The following is an 18,482-nucleotide window of genomic DNA, read 5'->3' as shown; positions in this document are numbered from 1 at the left end:
TTTCGCTTCCCTCTCCAGCGCTTTATTAATCTATCAACTCTAGATAACTTTGTCAAGCCTTTATTGAAAAGAAAATTTGGGGTTTTACCTAAATCATATGCAGCAAGGGATGTAGGCTAAAATTGGTTTGAGTTTTAGAAAAAAAGTAGTTGAGTTGTGAGTAATGTTGTTGGTTTACCTCCTTGGATAGTTCTAGACCCCGTAATCCAAAGCTGGTTGATAGAAGATATTGGTAGAGGTGATCGCACGACTCAATGTTTATTGGCGGGAAAAGCAAGCATTGTGAAAGCTGAGCTTGTAGCTAAAGCATCGGGAATAGTTGGGGGTTTACCACTAGCTAGTAGAGTATTTCAACTTTTAGATGCGAATGTTGGTTTTATAGCGATCGCACAGGAAGGACAATGGTGTAAAGCAGGAGAGCAAATAGCAAAAATTGAGGGGACGCTAGATGGATTGCTCACGGGGGAAAGAGTCGCGTTGAATTTAGTGATGCGGTTAAGTGGAATTTCTACCCTTACTTACGAGTATGCAAAGCAAATTGCAGATTTAGAGGCTCAGTTGGTAGATACTCGTAAAACTACACCAGGCTTGAGAGTGTTAGAAAAGTATGCCTCGCAGCTAGGAGGCGCAATCAATCACCGAATGGGACTAGATGATGCAGTGATGATTAAAGATAACCATATCGCTGCTGTCGGGGGAATTGGAGTAGCGATCGCCCGAATTCGTAGCAATATGCCTTACCCATTGACAATTGAGGTAGAAACGGAGAATTTGGAACAGGTGGAGGAAGCTTTACAGCATGGGGCAGATATTATTATGTTGGATAATATGCCGCCGGAGATAATGAAATTGGCGGTGAGGAAGATTCGCGATCGCAGTAGCAGGATTAAAATTGAGGCTTCAGGTAATATTACTTTAGATAGTATCCGTGCTGTAGCTCAGACGGGTGTAGATTATATTTCAACAAGTGCGCCGATTACTCAATCGAAGTGGTTAGATTTAAGTATGAGAATTTTTCGGTAATCCAAATTAAGGAAGATCCCCCCTTAAAAAGAGGGGGGAAACAAATATTCAGGAACTACTTTAAATATTCTCGTTTTTTCACGTAATGAAGATGGGTAGTCTAATTAAGAAAATCTAGCTAAAGCTTTTAAGACATCCTTTTAAGTGTTGTAAAGATTAAAGTTAGAATATTCTTCACTCATTATTTTAAATTTCTTATTTTATGAATAATACTGTAGAGCAGCTAAAGCTAAGATTTGAGGAGGCTTTAAGTGCGGCTTTCGGCAATGAATATGCAAAGGTTGAGCCTCTATTGGAGAAAGCAAGTAATCCGAAATTTGGCGATTATCAGTCGAATGTGGCTTTGTCTTTGGCGAAACGGTTGGGACAGCAACCACGAAAAGTTGCAGAAAAAATAATTCAAGAGCTAAATGTCACTAATATTTGTGAAACTCCGCAGGTAGCTGGCGCTGGTTTCATAAATTTAACTTTATTGCCAAGTTATTTAGAAACACAGCTTAAGAGTATTTATACAGATTCGAGATTGGGAATTGCGGAAGCAAAAACACCTAAGCGAGTAATTGTTGACTTTTCTGCGCCTAATATTGCTAAAGAGATGCACGTTGGACATTTGCGGTCAACGATTATCGGCGATAGTATAGCCCGCGTTTTAGAATTTTTTGGTCACAATGTATTACGGTTGAACCATGTAGGCGATTGGGGTACTCAGTTTGGAATGTTAATTACTCACCTGCGTGAGACTAAATCAGTTAATGATTACGATTTACTAAATTTAGGCGAGTTAGTTGAGTTTTATCGGGAATCGAAAAAAAGATTTGATGATGATGATCAATTTAGAGAGCGATCGCGTAAAGCTGTAGTAGATTTGCAATCCGGTGATGATGAAGCAAAGATTGCGTGGAAATTTCTTTGCAATAAGTCTCGAATAGAATTTGAAATTATTTACGCGCTGTTAGATGTTCGTTTTGATGAAGAACGTGGAGAATCTTTCTACAACCCCTTTTTGTCACAAGTTGTAGAAGATTTAGACAAAGCTAGATTGTTAGTAGAGGATGGGGGCGCTAAATGCGTGTTTCTAGACGGGTTTACTAATAAAGAAGGCGAGCCATTACCTTTGATTGTGCAAAAATCTGATGGTGGGTACAACTATGCAACAACGGATTTAGCCGCCGTACGTTACCGAATTGAAAAAGATAAAGCTAATCGGCTAATTTATGTAACGGATGCTGGACAAGCAAACCATTTTGCTCAAGTGTTTCAAGTAGCAAGACGCGCCAGTTGGATTCCAGAAAATATAGAAATCAATCACGTACCTTTTGGGTTGGTACAGGGAGAAGATGGTAAAAAACTGAAGACACGCTCTGGCGAAACGGTAAAACTAAAGGATTTATTAGATGAGGCAATTATTAGAGCGCGTGCAGATTTAGAAAATAGGTTGAAAGTAGAGGAGCGCCAAGAAACTGAGGAGTTTATTGCTAACGCTGCTACAGTAGTGGGCATTAGTGCGGTTAAATATGCCGATCTTAGTCAAAACCGTACCAGTAATTATATTTTTAGCTATGACAGAATGTTAGCCTTGCAAGGTAATACTGCGCCTTATATGCTGTACGCTTACGCCAGAATCCAAGGAATTAGCCGTAAAGGTGAGGTTAATTTTGAGCAACTAGGAGACAGTTTTGCTATTTTGTTGCAGCATGAAACAGAGTTGACACTAGCAAAGCATTTGCTGCAATTAGATGATGTTATTTATGCTGTAGAGCAAGATTTGTTTCCTAATCGTTTGTGTGAGTACCTATTTCAACTTAGTCAAAAGTTTAATCAATTTTATGATCGCGATCGCGGTGTTCCTGTCCTAAACGCTGAAGAACCTTTGCGGACTTCTCGATTGGTATTATGTAACTTGACAGCGAGAACTTTAAAACTGGGATTGTCTTTGTTAGGGATTCAGATTTTAGACAGGATGTAGTTTTTGATATTCTTGCTCGGTAATTAGGTCTTTGTTGCTTTGCAGGCGGTCTATAAATACTATGCCATCAAGATGATCGAGTTCGTGTTGAAAGATTCGCGCGACAAAATCGGTTAATTCTTGTTTGTGTAGTTTTCCAGTGCGATCGCTATATTGAACTTCTATTGCTTGATATCTTGGTACTAATCCCCTAATTCCGGGAATACTCAAGCAACCTTCCCAACCAGGGACTAATTCTGTGGAATGCGCCAGAATTTGGGGGTTAATCATGGCTGTAGGCTCCATTTGGGGAGCATTAGGATAGCGAGGAATAGGACGAGAAGCTACTATAAATAGGCGATCGCGCACAGCTACTTGTGGCGCTGCAATTCCGACTCCATTAGCGGCGATAACTGTCATTAGTAGGTTATCTATGAGGCTTTGAACTTGGTGAGAATGAATATTATCAACGTTATGAGCTTGAGAACGCAGGACAGGATGACCGAGTTGGATGACTTCTAAGATTTCTGACATAAATTAAGAGCGATCGCGCGCTGTTGGTAAGGATTCGAGTTTTACAGATACTTGCTCGATTTTTTGACCGCGTTGGATTTTCATTTTTAGTTGACTTCCAACATTACTACTCTCCACTAATTGCTGGACTTGCTCAGTTTTAGTTACAGGTTGATTATTAATCGATTGAACCACGTCCCCAGCTTGTAAACCAGCGTCATCGGCGGGAGAATTAGGAACGACACGAACTAATAAAATTCCTTTTTCTGCTTCTATACGAATACGTCCGCGCGATTGAGTATTTAACTGTTCTTTAACTTCTGGAGTTAAAGTTAACATCTGAACGCCTAAATAAGCGTGTTCTACTTTTCCCTTAGTAATAATTTGCTGAGATATGCCCTGGACTGTATTAATAGGAATAGCAAACCCCAAACCTTGAGCGCCACTAATAATTGCTGTATTCATCCCAATTACTTCTCCACGAGCGTTTAATAATGGCCCACCAGAATTACCGGGGTTAATCGCCGCATCGGTTTGAATAAAGCCAACTCGTTTATCAGATACGCCGATATCGCTACTTGATCTATCAGTAGCGCTAACAATTCCCGCCGTCACAGTATTATCTAACCCCAAAGGATTACCAATCGCAATTACCCATTCTCCAGGTCGCAACCCATCGGAATTGCCTATAGGAATAATTGGTAAGTCATTAGCTTCGATCTTGATCACAGCTACATCTGTAACTGGATCTTCTCCTAATACTTCTCCTTTAAAAGTCCGACCATCTTTGAGAGTGACGCTAACCGTATCTGCACCATTTACTACATGAGAATTGGTTAAAATTTGCCCGTTAGCATTAACGATAAATCCCGAACCAGTACCGCGTTCTACGCGCTTAGAAGATGGAGCAGAACCAAAAAACCGCCCCATCCTCGGATCGTCAAACTCATTGGGTGTTTGGCGGCTAACTGTCCGCGCAGCGTTAATTCTCACAACCGCCGAACCGACTTTTTGAACTGCTGTTACTACAAAATTTGGATCGGTGGGGTTAATATCTACCAGGCGATCACTCTGGGTAATTGGATTAACTAGAGGTTCGGGTGTAGTATTTTCACGATTTTGGGGCAATTTAGGTAAAGAACAACTAGCCAAAAATGTTATTGACAGCAAGGTTAGTAAGTAAAAGCGCGATCGCTTGAAAAATTGTTGATTTTGCATAGTAGGGAAATAGTGGGGCTTTAATTTAAGGTATTAGGGCGACTTTTCATCTGTCTCTGGTCTCTATGCAAGGATTTTTAGGCGTAGTAGTATGCTCAACTAATAGAAGTCGCGGCTATTTCGCAAGTGTTGTTGCTACGATTGATGGCACTGATTTTTGCTAGATTGGTTGCTTGTCTGTATTTCTTATTGTGACGGGACGAGGTAGTTAGCAGTGGAACTTAGCCTTGAAACTCTTTGGAGTCAAGTGTTGGAACGCTTACAGGTACAATTGAGCCGTCCTACTTTTGAAACTTGGATTAAAACTGCTAGTGCGGAAAAACTAGAAGATAATTGCTTAGTTATCTGTACTCCTAACCCTTTTGCTCGTAACTGGCTACAGAAATATTACATCCAAACTTTGGCAGATGTTGTACAAGATATTCGCGGTTGTGCAACAGAAATTCAATTTACAGTAGCTAAGGGACAGGCGACTAATGCTTTTGTCGAACCTAACAATGCATCAAAAGGACAGGAAAAAGGTTTACAAAGCGATCGCGCTACACCGCCAGCACTTAACATCAAATATGTATTTTCACGCTTTGTAGTTGGCGCTAACAGCCGTTTAGCTCATGCGGCGGCGTTGGCTGTAGCTGAATCTCCAGGAAAAGAATTTAATCCTTTGTTTTTGTGTGGTGGTGTGGGATTGGGGAAAACTCACCTGATGCAGGCGATCGCCCATTACCGTTGGGATATTAACCCTGATACAAATATATTTTATGTTTCTACAGAAAAATTTACTAACGATTTAATTGCTTCAATTCGCAAAAATAGCACTCAAAGCTTTCGAGATATCTACCGCGCCGCTGATGTATTGCTAGTAGATGATATTCAATTTATTGAAGGCAAAGAATCGACTCAAGAGGAGTTTTTTCATACTTTTAATACCTTGTACGAAGCAGGTAAACAAGTAGTCATAGCTTCTGATCGTCCACCTAACCAAATTCCGCGCTTACAAGAGCGTTTATGTTCGCGCTTTTCTATGGGTTTAATTGCTGATATTCAAACGCCAGACTTAGAAACTCGAATGGCAATTCTGCAAAAAAAAGCAGAATATGAAAATATGCGCTTACCTAAAACAGTGATTGAATATATTGCCTGTAACTACATTTCTAATATTAGAGAACTAGAAGGCGCTTTAATTCGGGCTGTTGCTTATATTTCAATTTCTGGATTGCCAATGACGGTAGAAAACTTAATCCCAGTTTTAAACCCAGCACTAGAAAATCTTGAAGCTTCACCAGATACAGTTTTGCAGATTGTAGCAGAGGAATTTAAAATTTCTCTTGAAGACTTAAAAAGTGTTTCAAGAAGGCGAGAAATAAGTTGGGCTAGGCAAATTGGTATGTATTTGATGCGCCAACATACGGATTTAAGCTTACCGAAAATAGGGGAAGAATTTGGCGGTAAAGATCACACAACAGTAATGTATAGTTGCGAGAAAATTGCTCAGTTACGCACCAATGATTCTAGTTTGGGGCAAACTTTACGCCAACTGAGCGATCATATTAATCATTCTGTGCGAGCGCAAGATTTACCGTAAATTACAATTATGAGTTTTATGTAACTAAATGTATTGCTAGTATAGCCTGTGGAAAACTAGCAAATTTCTGTGGAAAACCTGTTAATAAAGCTGTGGAAAACTATGGTTTTTTGTGGAAAACTATGGATAAGTAAAATTAGCTTACGGAAAGTTTAAATTTTTATCCACAGGTTTTCCACAGGATTAGTAGGCTAAAAATTATGCCTGGTAAGCGTTACAAAAAGTTCTCCACATTTTCCACAGCCCCTACTACTATTATTTGATATAATTATTAATTTAGTAGTAGTAGTTAATATAAAAGCTATATAGTACAGACATACTATACAATAGACGTGCTAGGATACTTTTCTGAACTAATCGAAGCACCTGCTTGTAGGGGAAGTTTTTGAGACATTTGGGTATGGAAACAAACTTTTTGAGAAAAACCTCAACCATATTGTTTTTTGTCTGAAGTGGAGAAGTTGTTAGCAAGTGCAGTTTTACAGAGCATGAGATCGTGATGAAATTAATTTGCAGCCAAACGCAATTAAGTACCAATCTTTCCTTGGTTAGCCGTGCTGTACCAACCCGTCCAACCCATCCAATTTTGGCGAACGTTTTGTTGGTTGCAGACGTGGAAACTCAGAGTGTGAGTTTGACAGCTTTTGATTTGAGTTTGGGAATTAAAACTAGCTTTGCTGCGGAAGTTATAGCTGGAGGTGCGATCGCTTTACCTGCTAAATTGCTGAACGATATTGTTTCTCGCCTGTTAGATGGAGAAATTGAGCTTGAAGAAACAAATGAAGCGCCTTTAGGAATTACAATTATCTCAGCTTCGGGGCGGTACCAAGTGCGTGGGATGGAGGTAGAGGAATTTCCTGAGTTACCAATAATTGAAGCTGGAGAGGCTGTTTATTTACCTGTAGAAGCGTTTATTGAAGGGTTGCGCTCGACTTTATTTGCAACTAGCAGCAATGAATTAAATCAATTGTTAACGGGGCTACACATTATTGCCCGTCAAGAAACGATAGAATTTGCAGCTACAGACGGACATCGTTTAGCCTTGGTAGAAACTCCAAATACTGTAGAAATACCTGTAGCATCTTCGCAGTTAGAAGTTACAATACCCGCCAAATCTTTGCGGGAATTGGAAAAAATGCTGAGTATGAGAAATTCCCCCGAACCTTTGGCAATGCAATTTGACCAAGGACAGGTGATTTTTGAGTGGGCAAATCGACGATTGACAAGCCGAGTTTTAGAAGGGCAATATCCCGCTTACCGTCAACTAATACCGCGTCAATTTGATCGCCAAGTTACAATAGAGCGCAAGTTGTTGATAAGTAGTTTAGAACGCATTGCCGTAGTGGCAGACCAAAAACAAAATATTGTCAAGTTTAGCATTGACGATATTAATCAACAGATATCTTTATCGGTAGAAACTAGAGACATTGGTAGCGGTAGAGAAGTTATCTCCGTTGCAAGTTCTGGGGAAGATTTAGATTTTGCTTTTAATATTAAATACTTGATGGATGGATTGAAAGCATTACCTACTAATGAAATTCAAATGCAAGTACATACTGCTACTAGCCCAATAATTTTTACACCATTGGGCAGTTTGAAAATGACTTACTTGATTATGCCCGTACAAATTAGAGTTTAATTATTTTAGGGCTTAGGTACTAGAACTGCGATCGCACTAGGAATAACACGAAAACGAGCCGGGGTGTAGGTAGTTATTTCTCCATCGGTATTAATCGGTAAATGTTTGCGAGTAGACACCTCAAACTCTTGACCGTGCAAGGAGCGGACGCTAGATAACTCTGTGTGAGTTCCTTTACGCATAGTTGGTAATAACATCAACATTTGCCACCAATGGCGCAACTCTAAACTGTACAAATCTAAGGTTTGGTCATCAATGGTTGCATCGTGAGTTACCGCCATTCCGCCACCATAATACCGACCATTCCCGACAGCAATTTGGACGGTTTTTACCTGAATAGATTCGCCATTAAGACAAATTTCCGCCCGAAAAGGACGAGATTGCCAAACAACTTGAATTGCTGTGGCTGCGTAGGCTAAAACTCCCCAACGGCGTTTAGATTCTTTAGTAAGCTTTTGAGTAATTTGGACGCTTAAGCCTAAACTAGCGACATTAAAAAAGTATTTACCATTCACCCAACCTAAATCTATCCGCCGAGTTTGACCAGAGGCAATAACCGCGCAAGCTTCTGGGATAGAAGTAGGAATACTTAAAGTTCGAGCTAAATCATTTGCCGTACCTAGAGGTAAAACTCCCAAAGGTAACTGCGTATCAACTATGCCATCTACTGCCGCATTTAGAGTACCATCGCCACCGCCAACAATTACCAAATCTACTTGATGGCGATAATTGCGAATAGTGTCCGATACTTTCATCGGATCGTCAATCGCTTCCTCGATTAGTTCTAAACCCAGACTTTTTAACCGATCAATAGCTTGGGATAGATTTTTTTGTCCGTGTCGAGAATGACGATTGACGAGTAGCAATGCTCGTTGATTCATAATTTAGCCCTACTGGCGGGCGATCGCAAATAATGTAATTATCCTCTTTAACGAGCTACAACTACAGCAATTCAACAATTCCTAACTGTCCATCAATGCGGACGCGCTGCCCATTTTTAAATAGCGTCATGGCATTAGAAACATCCATTACCGCCGGAATACCATACTCACGAGCGACAATTGCCCCATGAGATAGTCGTCCACCAACTTCGGCAATTAATCCGCCTGCGGAGGCTAATAAGGGCGACCAGCCAGAATCGGTATAAGGTACAACTAAAATGGTTTCGCGGTTTATTTCTCCTACTGATTGCAGACTTCGTACTAATAATACATAACCTTCAACTTGTCCCGCACTTGCACCAATACCTTGCATTCTTGAAGTAATCGGCGCGGAGGAAGGAATAATTGTAGTTGGTGCTTGACCGTAGACTAAGGCAGGTACAGGATCTATATTGCTATCGATAGTATATTGCGATCGCCTTTTAGCTATTAACTTCTTGACACTCTCCGCATTTTTAAAGCGTAAAGTTTCCTCTAACTCTAAAAAAAAGATATCTCCCGATGCTAACAACCATACTTTTTCTAAAGCTACAAATCGCCATCGTAGCAGTGCTAACAAACGACTATAAACTTCTGTCACCCTTCCTTTGAGATCCACTCGCTCTTGCACAAACCCTTTTTTACGCTTGATTTGACGTTTTTGCGCTTCGTTGTCTCCCCTAACCATCCTGATAAACAACTCTTTAACTATTTGGGGTTCTTCCCGCCACGTGGAAACAGCGATATCTGTACCTACTTCACTTAAATAGCCGTACTGCACTATTAATTGCTCAAACTGCTGTAATATCTCTCGTCCTTCTGAAGTTTGTGTCAAGTCTTCAAAGCTTACTATGTTTAGCTTTCGTGCTTCTGTGGCTAAAAGTGCGATCGCATTTATTGCTGATACTTCTGGAGTTTGACTATTATCAATATCAATATCCCGAACCTTAAATACGGCAAGTCGCAAAGCTGCGCTCAAAGGAGCCAAAATACTGTAATAAGTTGCCTTTTTCAGCAACTCTAAAATTAAATCTACTTCCTCTAGCAATATTTGCGGAGTTTCGGCGGTTAAATCTCTCTCTAACCTTGCTAAAGCTGGGGAAAAATGGACTCGATAATCGCGCTCAAAATCTTTTTTTAGCTGCAATTCCCGCCCTAAAAGCCTCATTAATCCGGGTACATTTTGCAAGGTAGATAAAATAGGGGGTTTGCTAAACTTTGCTCCTCTAGTTAAAAACTCTAAGCTTTCTGGTGGTAAACCCATGCGCCGAAAAATCTCCCCCAACAAAGAAGCATTAAAATAAGCGCGGGAGTAATGCAGCGTAGCGGTGGAGTTAAAATCTAATCTCGATGCGCGACTTCCTAAAACAATTGTAAAAATCTCTCCCCAAACACCACAAGTCAAGGGACGATTTATTGACCAGGTTAAGGGACGAATTAAACCCGGTATAACTTCTGAAGCAATTTTGCGTGTCCAAATAGGTAATAGGGTTGTAATTGGACGTGATTGCAACAACCACAAAGTTTCGCCGTCATAACTCCATTCAATATCTTGGGGAATAGCGCGATCGCCATTTTCTAAGTGTCGCGCTAAAAATGCCACTTGCTTAATTAATTGCTGTGGTACATCTCCTGTGCCTTCAACGATTATTTCTGCATCTTCCGGCAATATCCAACTACTTCCCGTTGCCATTGTTGGAGCAATATAAGCCCGATATTGTTCTGGTGTAACTTGCCCAGAAACTACTTTTGTCGCGTCCCCCGGTAATGCCTCAATTACTACCCAATCGCCTGTACGGGCTACTGGATCGCGGCTAAAGGCTACTCCCGAAAATACCCCTAAAACTTGTTTTTGAATTAAAACCGCCATTGAATCTTCTGCCATTGAGCGCATTCGGCGATAATCTATAGCTGCCTGATTATCGTAGGAATCTATGACGCGAGAAATTGCCCTGCGTAACTGTGCTTGACTTGTAACGTTTAAAACTGTGTCGTATTGTCCGGCGGCGGAAGCTGATTCGGAATCTTCCCCTACCGCCGAGGAACGAACTACCAAAGGTTCGGCGGTGGAGGGATGCAAAAAGGTAACTATAGCTTCTAAATCATCCCCTGCCGGAATTACCCAGCCTGGGGGTACAGGATAGCCTAAACGTTTTAATTTTGATAAAGTAGCGGCTTTTTGACCCGCTTTTTGGACTTCTAACTGGGTATCTAAAGAAATTATAGTTTTACTACCTTGAAAAAATCTAAACGTTGCTTGAGACTCTGCTTGTCCGGCTTCTGGTGATAAATCTAAATCGTCCGGCAGTTTTTTATAAATCCAGCCTAGAATTACCGCTAAAGAAATAGCTGCAACAATCCGCCCAGAATCGTTGGCGTGTAACAACATCGTTAGGATGGGAAACAAAACTAAAACTCCAATTCTTCCTATTTCTCTTTCCCGCAAAACTGTAAAACTAATTCCACCAATCAAAAACGATAGTGCAGCAATGCGCCAGTCATGGACTAAATAACCCCAAACAACATTAGTCGCTCCTGCACCTTTACTAATCCAGTACCTACCCATTACTAAAGCAATGAGGGCGATTATTTCCCAAGTGGGATTTGTGGGAAAAAAAGTACGGGCAAGTAAGACCGCAACAATGCCTTTCGTTGCCTCAGATATTACCGCGAGGATTCCGGCAACTTTACCACCGTGATAAAAAGCTGCGGAAACGCTAATATTACCCGTACCTAGTTTAGTTAACTGCTTACGAGAAACTGCGTAAGTAAACCAAGCAATTAACGGCAATCCGCCTAACAGAGGCAAAATGAAAAAAATAACTAACGCGCCCCAAACTTCGAGCATTTTAAAACTTCTGTATAACTGAAGTTATTTTAAGCTGCTGTTTCGTTATCGATCTGCTGTACTTCTTCTAGTGATAACTTAACTTGCACGGATTTTACTGAGTCTTCAATACTCGAAACCTTACTAGCACCAGGAATTGGCACAATACAAGGGGATTTTGCTCTTACCCATGCTAAGACGATCGCATACACCGATACTCCTTTAGTTTTTGCCACCCGTGCGATCGCCTTTATATCTCCTAACTTACTAGCGCGACGGCTACCACCTAAAGGACTCCAAGGTAAAAAAGTTAGGTTTTGGCGATCGCAATACTCTAGCACTCCATCAAATTCTGGCTGACGATGCCAAGGGTTATATTGATTTTGCACCGAAACTATATCAACTACCTCACTAGCGCGTTTAATTTGCTCTACTGAGAAATTAGAAACACCTACAAACCGAATCAAACCCGATTTCACCGCTTCCGCCACAGGTTTTAAAGATTCTTCAATTGAGTATTTAGTATCTGGGGCGTGATACTGCCAAATATCTATAGGTTTTTCTCCGCCCAAAGCCTCAAAGCTGGTACGAATTGTCTCTTGTAAATGTTCGGGGTTGCCGTTACGAGTCCAGTCTCCATTGGGGCGCATTAATCCGCCTTTAGTTGCAATAGTAACATTTGCGTTTCCTTGGTATTCCTGCAAAGCTTTGGCGATCAACCGCTCGTTATGGTGCTTGTCTGACTCGTCTTTGCAATAGGAATCTGCTGTATCAATCAATGTTACGCCCAAGTCAAGAGCGCGATGAATCACCTCAATTGATTGGGCTTCATCTGGTCTACCACTTATCGACATGGGCATTCCTCCTAATCCAATCGCGCTAATAGTTATATCTGTAGACCCTAGTTGTTTTGTTTCCATGAAATGAAATTTTCCTTAATTGCTTTTAATTTCATAATTTCTATTATTCAATCAAAATTCGTCTATCTAATGGGTAATTTAGGTAGTTTTTAACTATTTTATTACCTCATTTAAGCTAAAAGAAGGTTTTATTGATAATAATACAAATTACTCATACTTAAATCTATTATTTCTACTGGCAAATTAAATTTGTAAGAGCGATCTTTTTTATTCAAAAACTATTTCTTTCTTGAAAAAACACTTGACTTTGTTAATAGTAATGTCATATTATGTGAATGTATTGGTCTGACTAAATGCTTGTTAAAAGTAAGTAGTTAGGAGCGCAGAGGAGAATTCTCCTTTGCGCGGCTACAAATAGGATTTTAAGTATTAATTAAAACTCAGCTAGAAGCACTGGTGTAAAAGCGCAAAGCATAGGCCCAAAAAGAACGAGCGATAAATAAAAGCGCGATCGCCAGAAACCCTGCACCGACTATCCAGCCCAACTGTACGCGACCAAGCATTGCCTCGGCAGGAACGGTAGTTAGAAACGCTACGGGAACTACAAAAGTAAAGAAAAAGCGGTAAGCCGTAGGATAAGCAACCATTGGATAACGCCCAGCTTCTAGTAATCCTCTAAGTACCTCAGTAACGTTATAGATTTTTACAAACCAAATGCTTGTAGCACCGAGTATAAACCACAAACTATAAAGACTAGCCAGCCCAAATATTAACGGAATCGCACTGAGCAAATAATCGCTAAATTGTACGTTTAGCTGATTCCCAGCATAAAAAATCAGCACTCCTCCAAAAACAATATCTGGGATTCCCCAAGGAGAAATAGTATGAATAGATAGCCAAAACTGGCTGCTAATGGGCTTTAAAAGTACAAAGTCTAAAGTACCTTGCTGTACGAGCTTAACAATGCTGTTGAGATTAGGAGCTAAAAAAGTGCTAGAAAAGCCTTGTAGTAAAGTAAAGATGCCCAAAACAACTAAAGCTTCTGCCCAAGACCAACCTTGAAAAGTGTAGCCTGTGCGGTAAAACAGAAATAACCCGAATAAGCTGCCAGCTAAATTACCTAGGCTAGTAAGAGTTGCTAAAACAAAATTTATGCGGTATTCCAACTCTGCGGCGAAAGCAGCACTCCAAAGCCGCAATAATACATCTAAGTATCGTTTCACTTTTAATATCCTTAAAACGTGTCTAAATCGATGCCCAACTCTAACAATTTGGCGGCTAAACGGTCGGCACGTTGAGCTTCAATATTAGCCCGTTGAGTTTCTTGAGTTGCTAAAGCGATCGCATTTGCTCTTTGCTCATCTAGCTCTACATAAGTAGCGAACTTTTGCCCATCTGGGCGATAAATTTCTAACCCTGTAGGCTTTGGCTCAAACTTTATTCCCAACCTTGGACTTACCCAACCGCTAAGTTGTTCAATTTCCTGCAATTCGTCCCCAGAGCGCAACCAACCTGACAAATCCTCATCATCAGGATCGTACATATAGTATTCTTCAACTCCGTAGCGCTCGTAAAACTTAAGCTTTTTCAGCATTTCCCCCAAGCGATTACCAGGCGAAAAGACTTCAAATACAACTTGAGGAGGAATATTATCTTCTCGCCATTGTAAATAAGATCCTCGTTCACAAAGTGTCGCCTCTGGCGAATCGCCTTTTGGTCTGCCAAAAACAACCATCGCATCTGGTGCAATCCGAGTTTTGTTATCGCCTTCTACGGGATACCACAACAAATCGCCAGCAACAAAAACAGTGGGATCGCCAACAAATAAACTATCTAAGCCGCCTTGAATTGTGACAATCCAGCGAAATTGTTTGGTATTATCCGACATTGGCAGCCCATCTCTTTCTGGATAGATTATCTGATTTTGGGCAGCAATTTGAGTAGTCATGGCTCTAATCTCCCCTAACGCTAAACCGATTAACTTGCTTTGAGTTTAGCCTTTATGAGGATGTTAGTGCGAAGCCCTGCGCTATTTGTTATACCAAGCTTTCCGCCACTGTTTCATTTGCGTAATTTCGGCTTGCTGAGAAGTTAAAATGTCTTGGTTTAACTGCTTAATTTCGGGGCGAGTGGATTTACTTATCGCATCTTTAGCCATAACTATTGCGCCTTCATGGTGAGGAATCATTGCGTTAAGAAAGCGTAAATCAAATTGGTCATCCGCAGCGCCCAAATCTTGGGACATCATCATGCTTCCGTGTTGCTTTGCAGACATGGGCATTACTGACTTATTCGCACCACCGTAAGCTACAGGCTGCTGGCTGGCTTTGGGATACCAGGCTGTGCGCCACTGTTTCATTTGAGCAATTTCTTTGTTTTGCGCTTCAATAATATTGTTAGCAAGCTGTTTAATTTCTGGGCGCTGGGACTTCTCTAAGGCTTCTTTTGCCATAGCTACTGCTCCTTTGTGGTGCATCATCATCCCATCGATAAACCGCAGATCGTAATTTGCATCTGCTGCTCCTAAATCCATCTCTGTATCATGATTCATCATGCTGTGGTCGGTATTGCTTGCAGTGTCAGTTGGCGAATTTTGAGCCAAGTTTGTACAACCTGTAGCGATAGATGCGATCGCTACAATGGCTAAAGCTACAAATCTCCGATTAATTACATTCATAAAAACCTCTAATTTAACCTTTTATAAATGACCTAAAATTTTAGTATTTCATCCAAAAATGAAATTAGCATGAAATAGTTGTCAACCATTAGAAACAAATGTTTATTCTGTCACTAATAGAACGCGATCGCACTTCGCCTTTTTAAACTTCTAGGGTAACTGGTGAAGGGCGACTAATTTAATCATCAACTCTCTACCCTACTAGAGAGTCAAGGGATAAAATTAAAATTAACAAATTGTCCCTGTAGCGAGAATAATAAAACATACTCAAACTGTTATGAATGGAGACTAAGACAACGATAATTAAGGATTCAAAATTTGTAATTTATTCCCTCAATTACAAATCAAATAGGTGATTTTCCTAAAAATTTTGTTAAATTCCTAACTACCCCTTGACTCTCTACTCGACTAGAGAGTTCACAATAGAATTAATTAACTTAATTAAACTATGGAAACCCTCACCCTGAAACTTAGAGGCATGAGTTGCGCTTCCTGTGCCAAAAGTATAGAAAAAGCAATAAATAATGTTCCTGGCGTAACTAACTGCAACGTCAACTTTGGTATAGAACAAGCCACAATTACCTACAATACCCAAAAAACAAACTTAGATAAAATCCAAGTGGCGGTAGCTGAGGCTGGTTATTCTTCCTTCCCCCAAGAAGATATAACAAGCGGTGATGATGAAACTGAAACCGCCGCTCGTTTAGCAGAGTTAAACCAATTGCAACGTAAAGTTATCGTTGGAGCGGTTATTAGTACGATCCTTGTAATTGGCTCTTTGCCATCTATGACAGGCTTGCATATACCAATAATTCCTGCTTGGCTACATAACTCTTGGTTGCAGTTAGTATTAACTGCTCCTGTACAATTTTGGTGCGGCAAGGCTTTTTATATCGGTACTTGGAAAGCTTTAAAACGTCACGCAGCAACAATGGATACTTTGATTGCTTTAGGCACAAGTGCAGCCTATTTCTATTCAGTATTTGCAACGGTTTTCCCCAGCTTTTTCACTGCTCAAGGACTTACACCCGATGTTTACTACGAAACTGCGGCAATTGTAATCACTTTAATTTTGCTCGGTAAATTGTTAGAAAATCGCGCTAAAGGGCAAACATCTGAGGCTATCCGCAAACTAATCGGTTTGAGTGCAAAAGATGCCAGAGTGATTCGCAACGGACAAGAAATAGATGTGCCAATTCAATCGGTAATTTTAGGCGATATAGTTTTAGTTCGTCCTGGTGAAAAAATCCCTGTGGATGGAGAAATTGTTGCAGGAGATTCTACGGTTGATGAAGCAATGGTAACGGGTGAAAGTTTACCTGTAAAAAAACAGATTGGCGATCAAGTAGTTGGAGCAACAATTAATAAAACAGGTAGCTTTAAATTTAGAGTAACTAAAATAGGAAAAGATACTTTTTTAGCGCAGATAGTTAAATTAGTTCAACAAGCACAGGGTTCTAAAGCGCCTATTCAAAGACTTGCAGACCAGGTTACAGGCTGGTTTGTACCTGTAGTAATTGCCATTGCGATCACAACTTTTGTTATTTGGTTTAATCTCATGGGCAATTTTACCTTAGCCCTAATTACTACTATTGGCGTATTAATCATTGCTTGTCCTTGTGCGTTAGGTCTAGCAACACCTACATCTATTATGGTTGGTACGGGTAAAGGAGCGGAAAACGGTATCTTGATTAAAGGTGCGGATAGTTTAGAATTAGCCCATAAAATTCAAACAATTGTTTTAGATAAAACTGGAACGCTAACTGAGGGAAAACCCACTGTTACAGATTTTATAACTATTAACGGTACAGCCAATCAAAATGAGCTAAAACTGTTACGTTTAGCTGCAAGTGTCGAGAACAACTCCGAACACCCATTAGCCGAAGCTGTAGTTAAATACGCCAAATCTCAACAAGTAAGTTTAGCAGAAGTAGAGAAGTTTCAAGCGATTTCCGGGAGTGGTGTAAAAGGTATAGTTTCAGATAGACTAATCCAAATTGGGACAAGTCGCTGGCTAGAAGAATTAGGCATCGATACTAGCAGCTTGCAAAAACATCAAGCAAGTTTAGAAGAATCGGGAAAAACGGCGGTATGGGTTGCAGTAGATGGAGAAATGCAAGGAGTAATCGGTATTGCTGACGCGCTGAAACCTTCCTCTATCGTCGCTGTAAAGGCGCTGAAAAGGCTAAAGTTAGACATTGTTATGCTGACGGGAGACAATCGCCATACCGCAGACGCGATCGCCCAGCAAGTAGGAATTACAAGAGTTTTTGCAGAAGTCCGCCCCGAACAGAAAGTTGCTACGGTGCAGAAATTGCAAGCAGAAGGCAAAATTGTCGCTATGGTAGGCGATGGAATCAACGATGCACCCGCTTTAGCCCAAGCAGATGTGGGAATTGCGATCGGTACGGGAACAGATGTTGCGATCGCCGCTAGTGATATTACGCTAATTTCTGGCAACCTCCAAGGCATTGTGACAGCAATTGAACTAAGCCGCGCGACAATGCGAAACATCCGCCAAAATCTGTTTTTTGCCTTTGTCTACAACGTTGCTGGGATTCCCATTGCGGCGGGGATTTTATTCCCATTTTTTGGTTGGTTACTTAGTCCCATTATTGCCGGGGGTGCGATGGCTTTTAGTTCCGTTTCTGTAGTTACCAATGCTTTAAGATTGCGAAACTTTCAATCAAAAATCAATGGAGAAATTTGAGCAATGTTGAACAAAAAATATGTTATCAGCACTCTTATAAGTTTGAGCTTTTTACTTGGTGCAACTTCTAGCCCAGCTTCCGCCCAAATGCCCGAACAAACTAAACAGTTTCAGCGCATCGAACAGCCTATAGGTTTAAAAATTGGTGTAACTCTAGGCGGATTAGCCTTAATTGGTATAGAGTTATGGTGGTTTGTATTTAGCAAAACTAAGTCCCAGCCAGTAGCATTAAAGCAAAAAAGAGATTAATTTTTTTGAATCACTGGGCAAATTGTCCCTGGTTGCAAAGAGGGAAAATTCTCCCAACCAGAAAGTATACCGCCAAGTTCAGAACGCAACGTTAATAATTCGTCAACCTGCTTGTCAATTTCAACAATTTTATTTTCTAACCTATCTTTCACATCATCGCAAGGCAATTGTCCGCGATCATAAACTTTTAGCAATTCGCCAATTTCTTGCAGACTTAAGCCCAAACTTTGACTACGCTTTATAAACGCAAGTCTTGCCAAAACCCTCTCATCAAACTGCCTAAAACCGCCGCCTGTGCGACTGTCTCTTATACACATCT

15 protein-coding genes are annotated in these 18,482 nt (G+C 40.6%); 6 read left to right on the top strand and 9 right to left on the bottom strand.

Annotated features, from left to right (window positions below):
- Nucleotides 1-156 precede the first annotated feature (156 nt).
- Both nadC and argS read left to right on the top strand, forming a co-directional pair.
- Nucleotides 157-1,023 (top strand): carboxylating nicotinate-nucleotide diphosphorylase, encoded by an 867-nt coding sequence (nadC, locus tag C7B70_RS22625; protein ID WP_106371204.1) that lies wholly within the window; start codon nt 157-159, stop codon nt 1,021-1,023.
- A 202-nt stretch (nt 1,024-1,225) separates the two neighbouring features.
- Entirely contained in the window at nt 1,226-2,989 is a 1,764-nt protein-coding gene (gene argS, locus C7B70_RS22620) for an arginine--tRNA ligase (protein WP_106371203.1), read from the top strand.
- On the opposite strand, the gene def is transcribed toward argS, so the two are convergent.
- Together def and C7B70_RS22610 are read right to left on the bottom strand one after the other, a co-directional pair.
- Nucleotides 2,975-3,502 (bottom strand): peptide deformylase, encoded by a 528-nt coding sequence (gene def, locus C7B70_RS22615; protein ID WP_106371202.1) that lies wholly within the window; start codon nt 3,500-3,502, stop codon nt 2,975-2,977. The two genes, argS and def, sit on opposite strands and share 15 nt — an antisense overlap.
- 3 nt (nt 3,503-3,505) lie before the next feature.
- Nucleotides 3,506-4,699: an HhoA/HhoB/HtrA family serine endopeptidase gene (locus tag C7B70_RS22610; protein WP_106371201.1), complete on the bottom strand. Its 1,194-nt coding sequence runs from the start codon at nt 4,697-4,699 to the stop codon at nt 3,506-3,508.
- 214 nt (nt 4,700-4,913) lie between these two features.
- Between C7B70_RS22610 and dnaA the strand changes: the two genes are divergently transcribed.
- A complete protein-coding gene (dnaA, locus tag C7B70_RS22605; RefSeq protein WP_106371200.1) occupies nt 4,914-6,281 on the top strand; it encodes a chromosomal replication initiator protein DnaA in 1,368 nt (455 codons plus the stop codon).
- Nucleotides 6,282-6,780: 499 nt separating this feature from the next.
- Nucleotides 6,781-7,920: a DNA polymerase III subunit beta gene (gene dnaN / locus C7B70_RS22600; protein WP_106371199.1), complete on the top strand. Its 1,140-nt coding sequence runs from the start codon at nt 6,781-6,783 to the stop codon at nt 7,918-7,920.
- 5 nt (nt 7,921-7,925) lie between these two features.
- On the opposite strand, the gene C7B70_RS22595 is transcribed toward dnaN, so the two are convergent.
- From C7B70_RS22595 to C7B70_RS22570, 6 genes are all read right to left on the bottom strand, one after another.
- Entirely contained in the window at nt 7,926-8,801 is an 876-nt protein-coding gene (locus C7B70_RS22595) for a lipid kinase (protein WP_106371198.1), read from the bottom strand.
- 61 nt (nt 8,802-8,862) lie between these two features.
- The gene (locus C7B70_RS22590; protein WP_106371197.1) at nt 8,863-11,688 is read right to left on the bottom strand and encodes a glycerol-3-phosphate acyltransferase; all 2,826 of its coding nucleotides are present in this window, start codon (nt 11,686-11,688) and stop codon (nt 8,863-8,865) included.
- Nucleotides 11,689-11,717: 29 nt separating this feature from the next.
- Entirely contained in the window at nt 11,718-12,587 is an 870-nt protein-coding gene (locus C7B70_RS22585) for an aldo/keto reductase (protein WP_106371196.1), read from the bottom strand.
- A gap of 380 nt (nt 12,588-12,967) precedes the next feature.
- Nucleotides 12,968-13,750, bottom strand: coding sequence for an ABC transporter permease (locus C7B70_RS22580; protein WP_106371195.1), 783 nt, complete (start codon nt 13,748-13,750; stop codon nt 12,968-12,970).
- Nucleotides 13,751-13,761: 11 nt separating this feature from the next.
- Entirely contained in the window at nt 13,762-14,475 is a 714-nt protein-coding gene (locus C7B70_RS22575; protein ID WP_106371194.1) for a Uma2 family endonuclease, read from the bottom strand.
- 81 nt (nt 14,476-14,556) lie between these two features.
- A complete protein-coding gene (locus tag C7B70_RS22570) occupies nt 14,557-15,204 on the bottom strand; it encodes a DUF305 domain-containing protein (RefSeq protein ID WP_106371193.1) in 648 nt (215 codons plus the stop codon).
- A gap of 448 nt (nt 15,205-15,652) precedes the next feature.
- On the opposite strand from C7B70_RS22570, the gene C7B70_RS22565 reads away from it, so the two are divergent.
- Together C7B70_RS22565 and C7B70_RS22560 are read left to right on the top strand one after the other, a co-directional pair.
- On the top strand, nt 15,653-17,914 hold the full coding sequence (locus C7B70_RS22565) for a heavy metal translocating P-type ATPase (RefSeq protein ID WP_106371192.1): 2,262 nt from the start codon (nt 15,653-15,655) through the stop codon (nt 17,912-17,914).
- Between the two features lie 3 nt (nt 17,915-17,917).
- The gene (locus tag C7B70_RS22560) at nt 17,918-18,163 is read left to right on the top strand and encodes a hypothetical protein (protein ID WP_106371191.1); all 246 of its coding nucleotides are present in this window, start codon (nt 17,918-17,920) and stop codon (nt 18,161-18,163) included.
- Here C7B70_RS22560 and C7B70_RS22555 read toward each other — a convergent pair.
- A partial coding sequence (locus C7B70_RS22555; RefSeq protein ID WP_106371190.1) for a MerR family DNA-binding protein occupies nt 18,160-18,482 on the bottom strand: 323 nt, incomplete at its 5' end. The genes C7B70_RS22560 and C7B70_RS22555 overlap by 4 nt on opposite strands.

The organism is Chlorogloea sp. CCALA 695 (assembly GCF_003003885.1).
Taxonomy (GTDB): domain Bacteria; phylum Cyanobacteriota; class Cyanobacteriia; order Cyanobacteriales; family Chroococcidiopsidaceae; genus Aliterella.
Note: the sequence above shows the minus strand (reverse complement) of the source record. Positions and strands in the feature narration are given on the sequence as shown.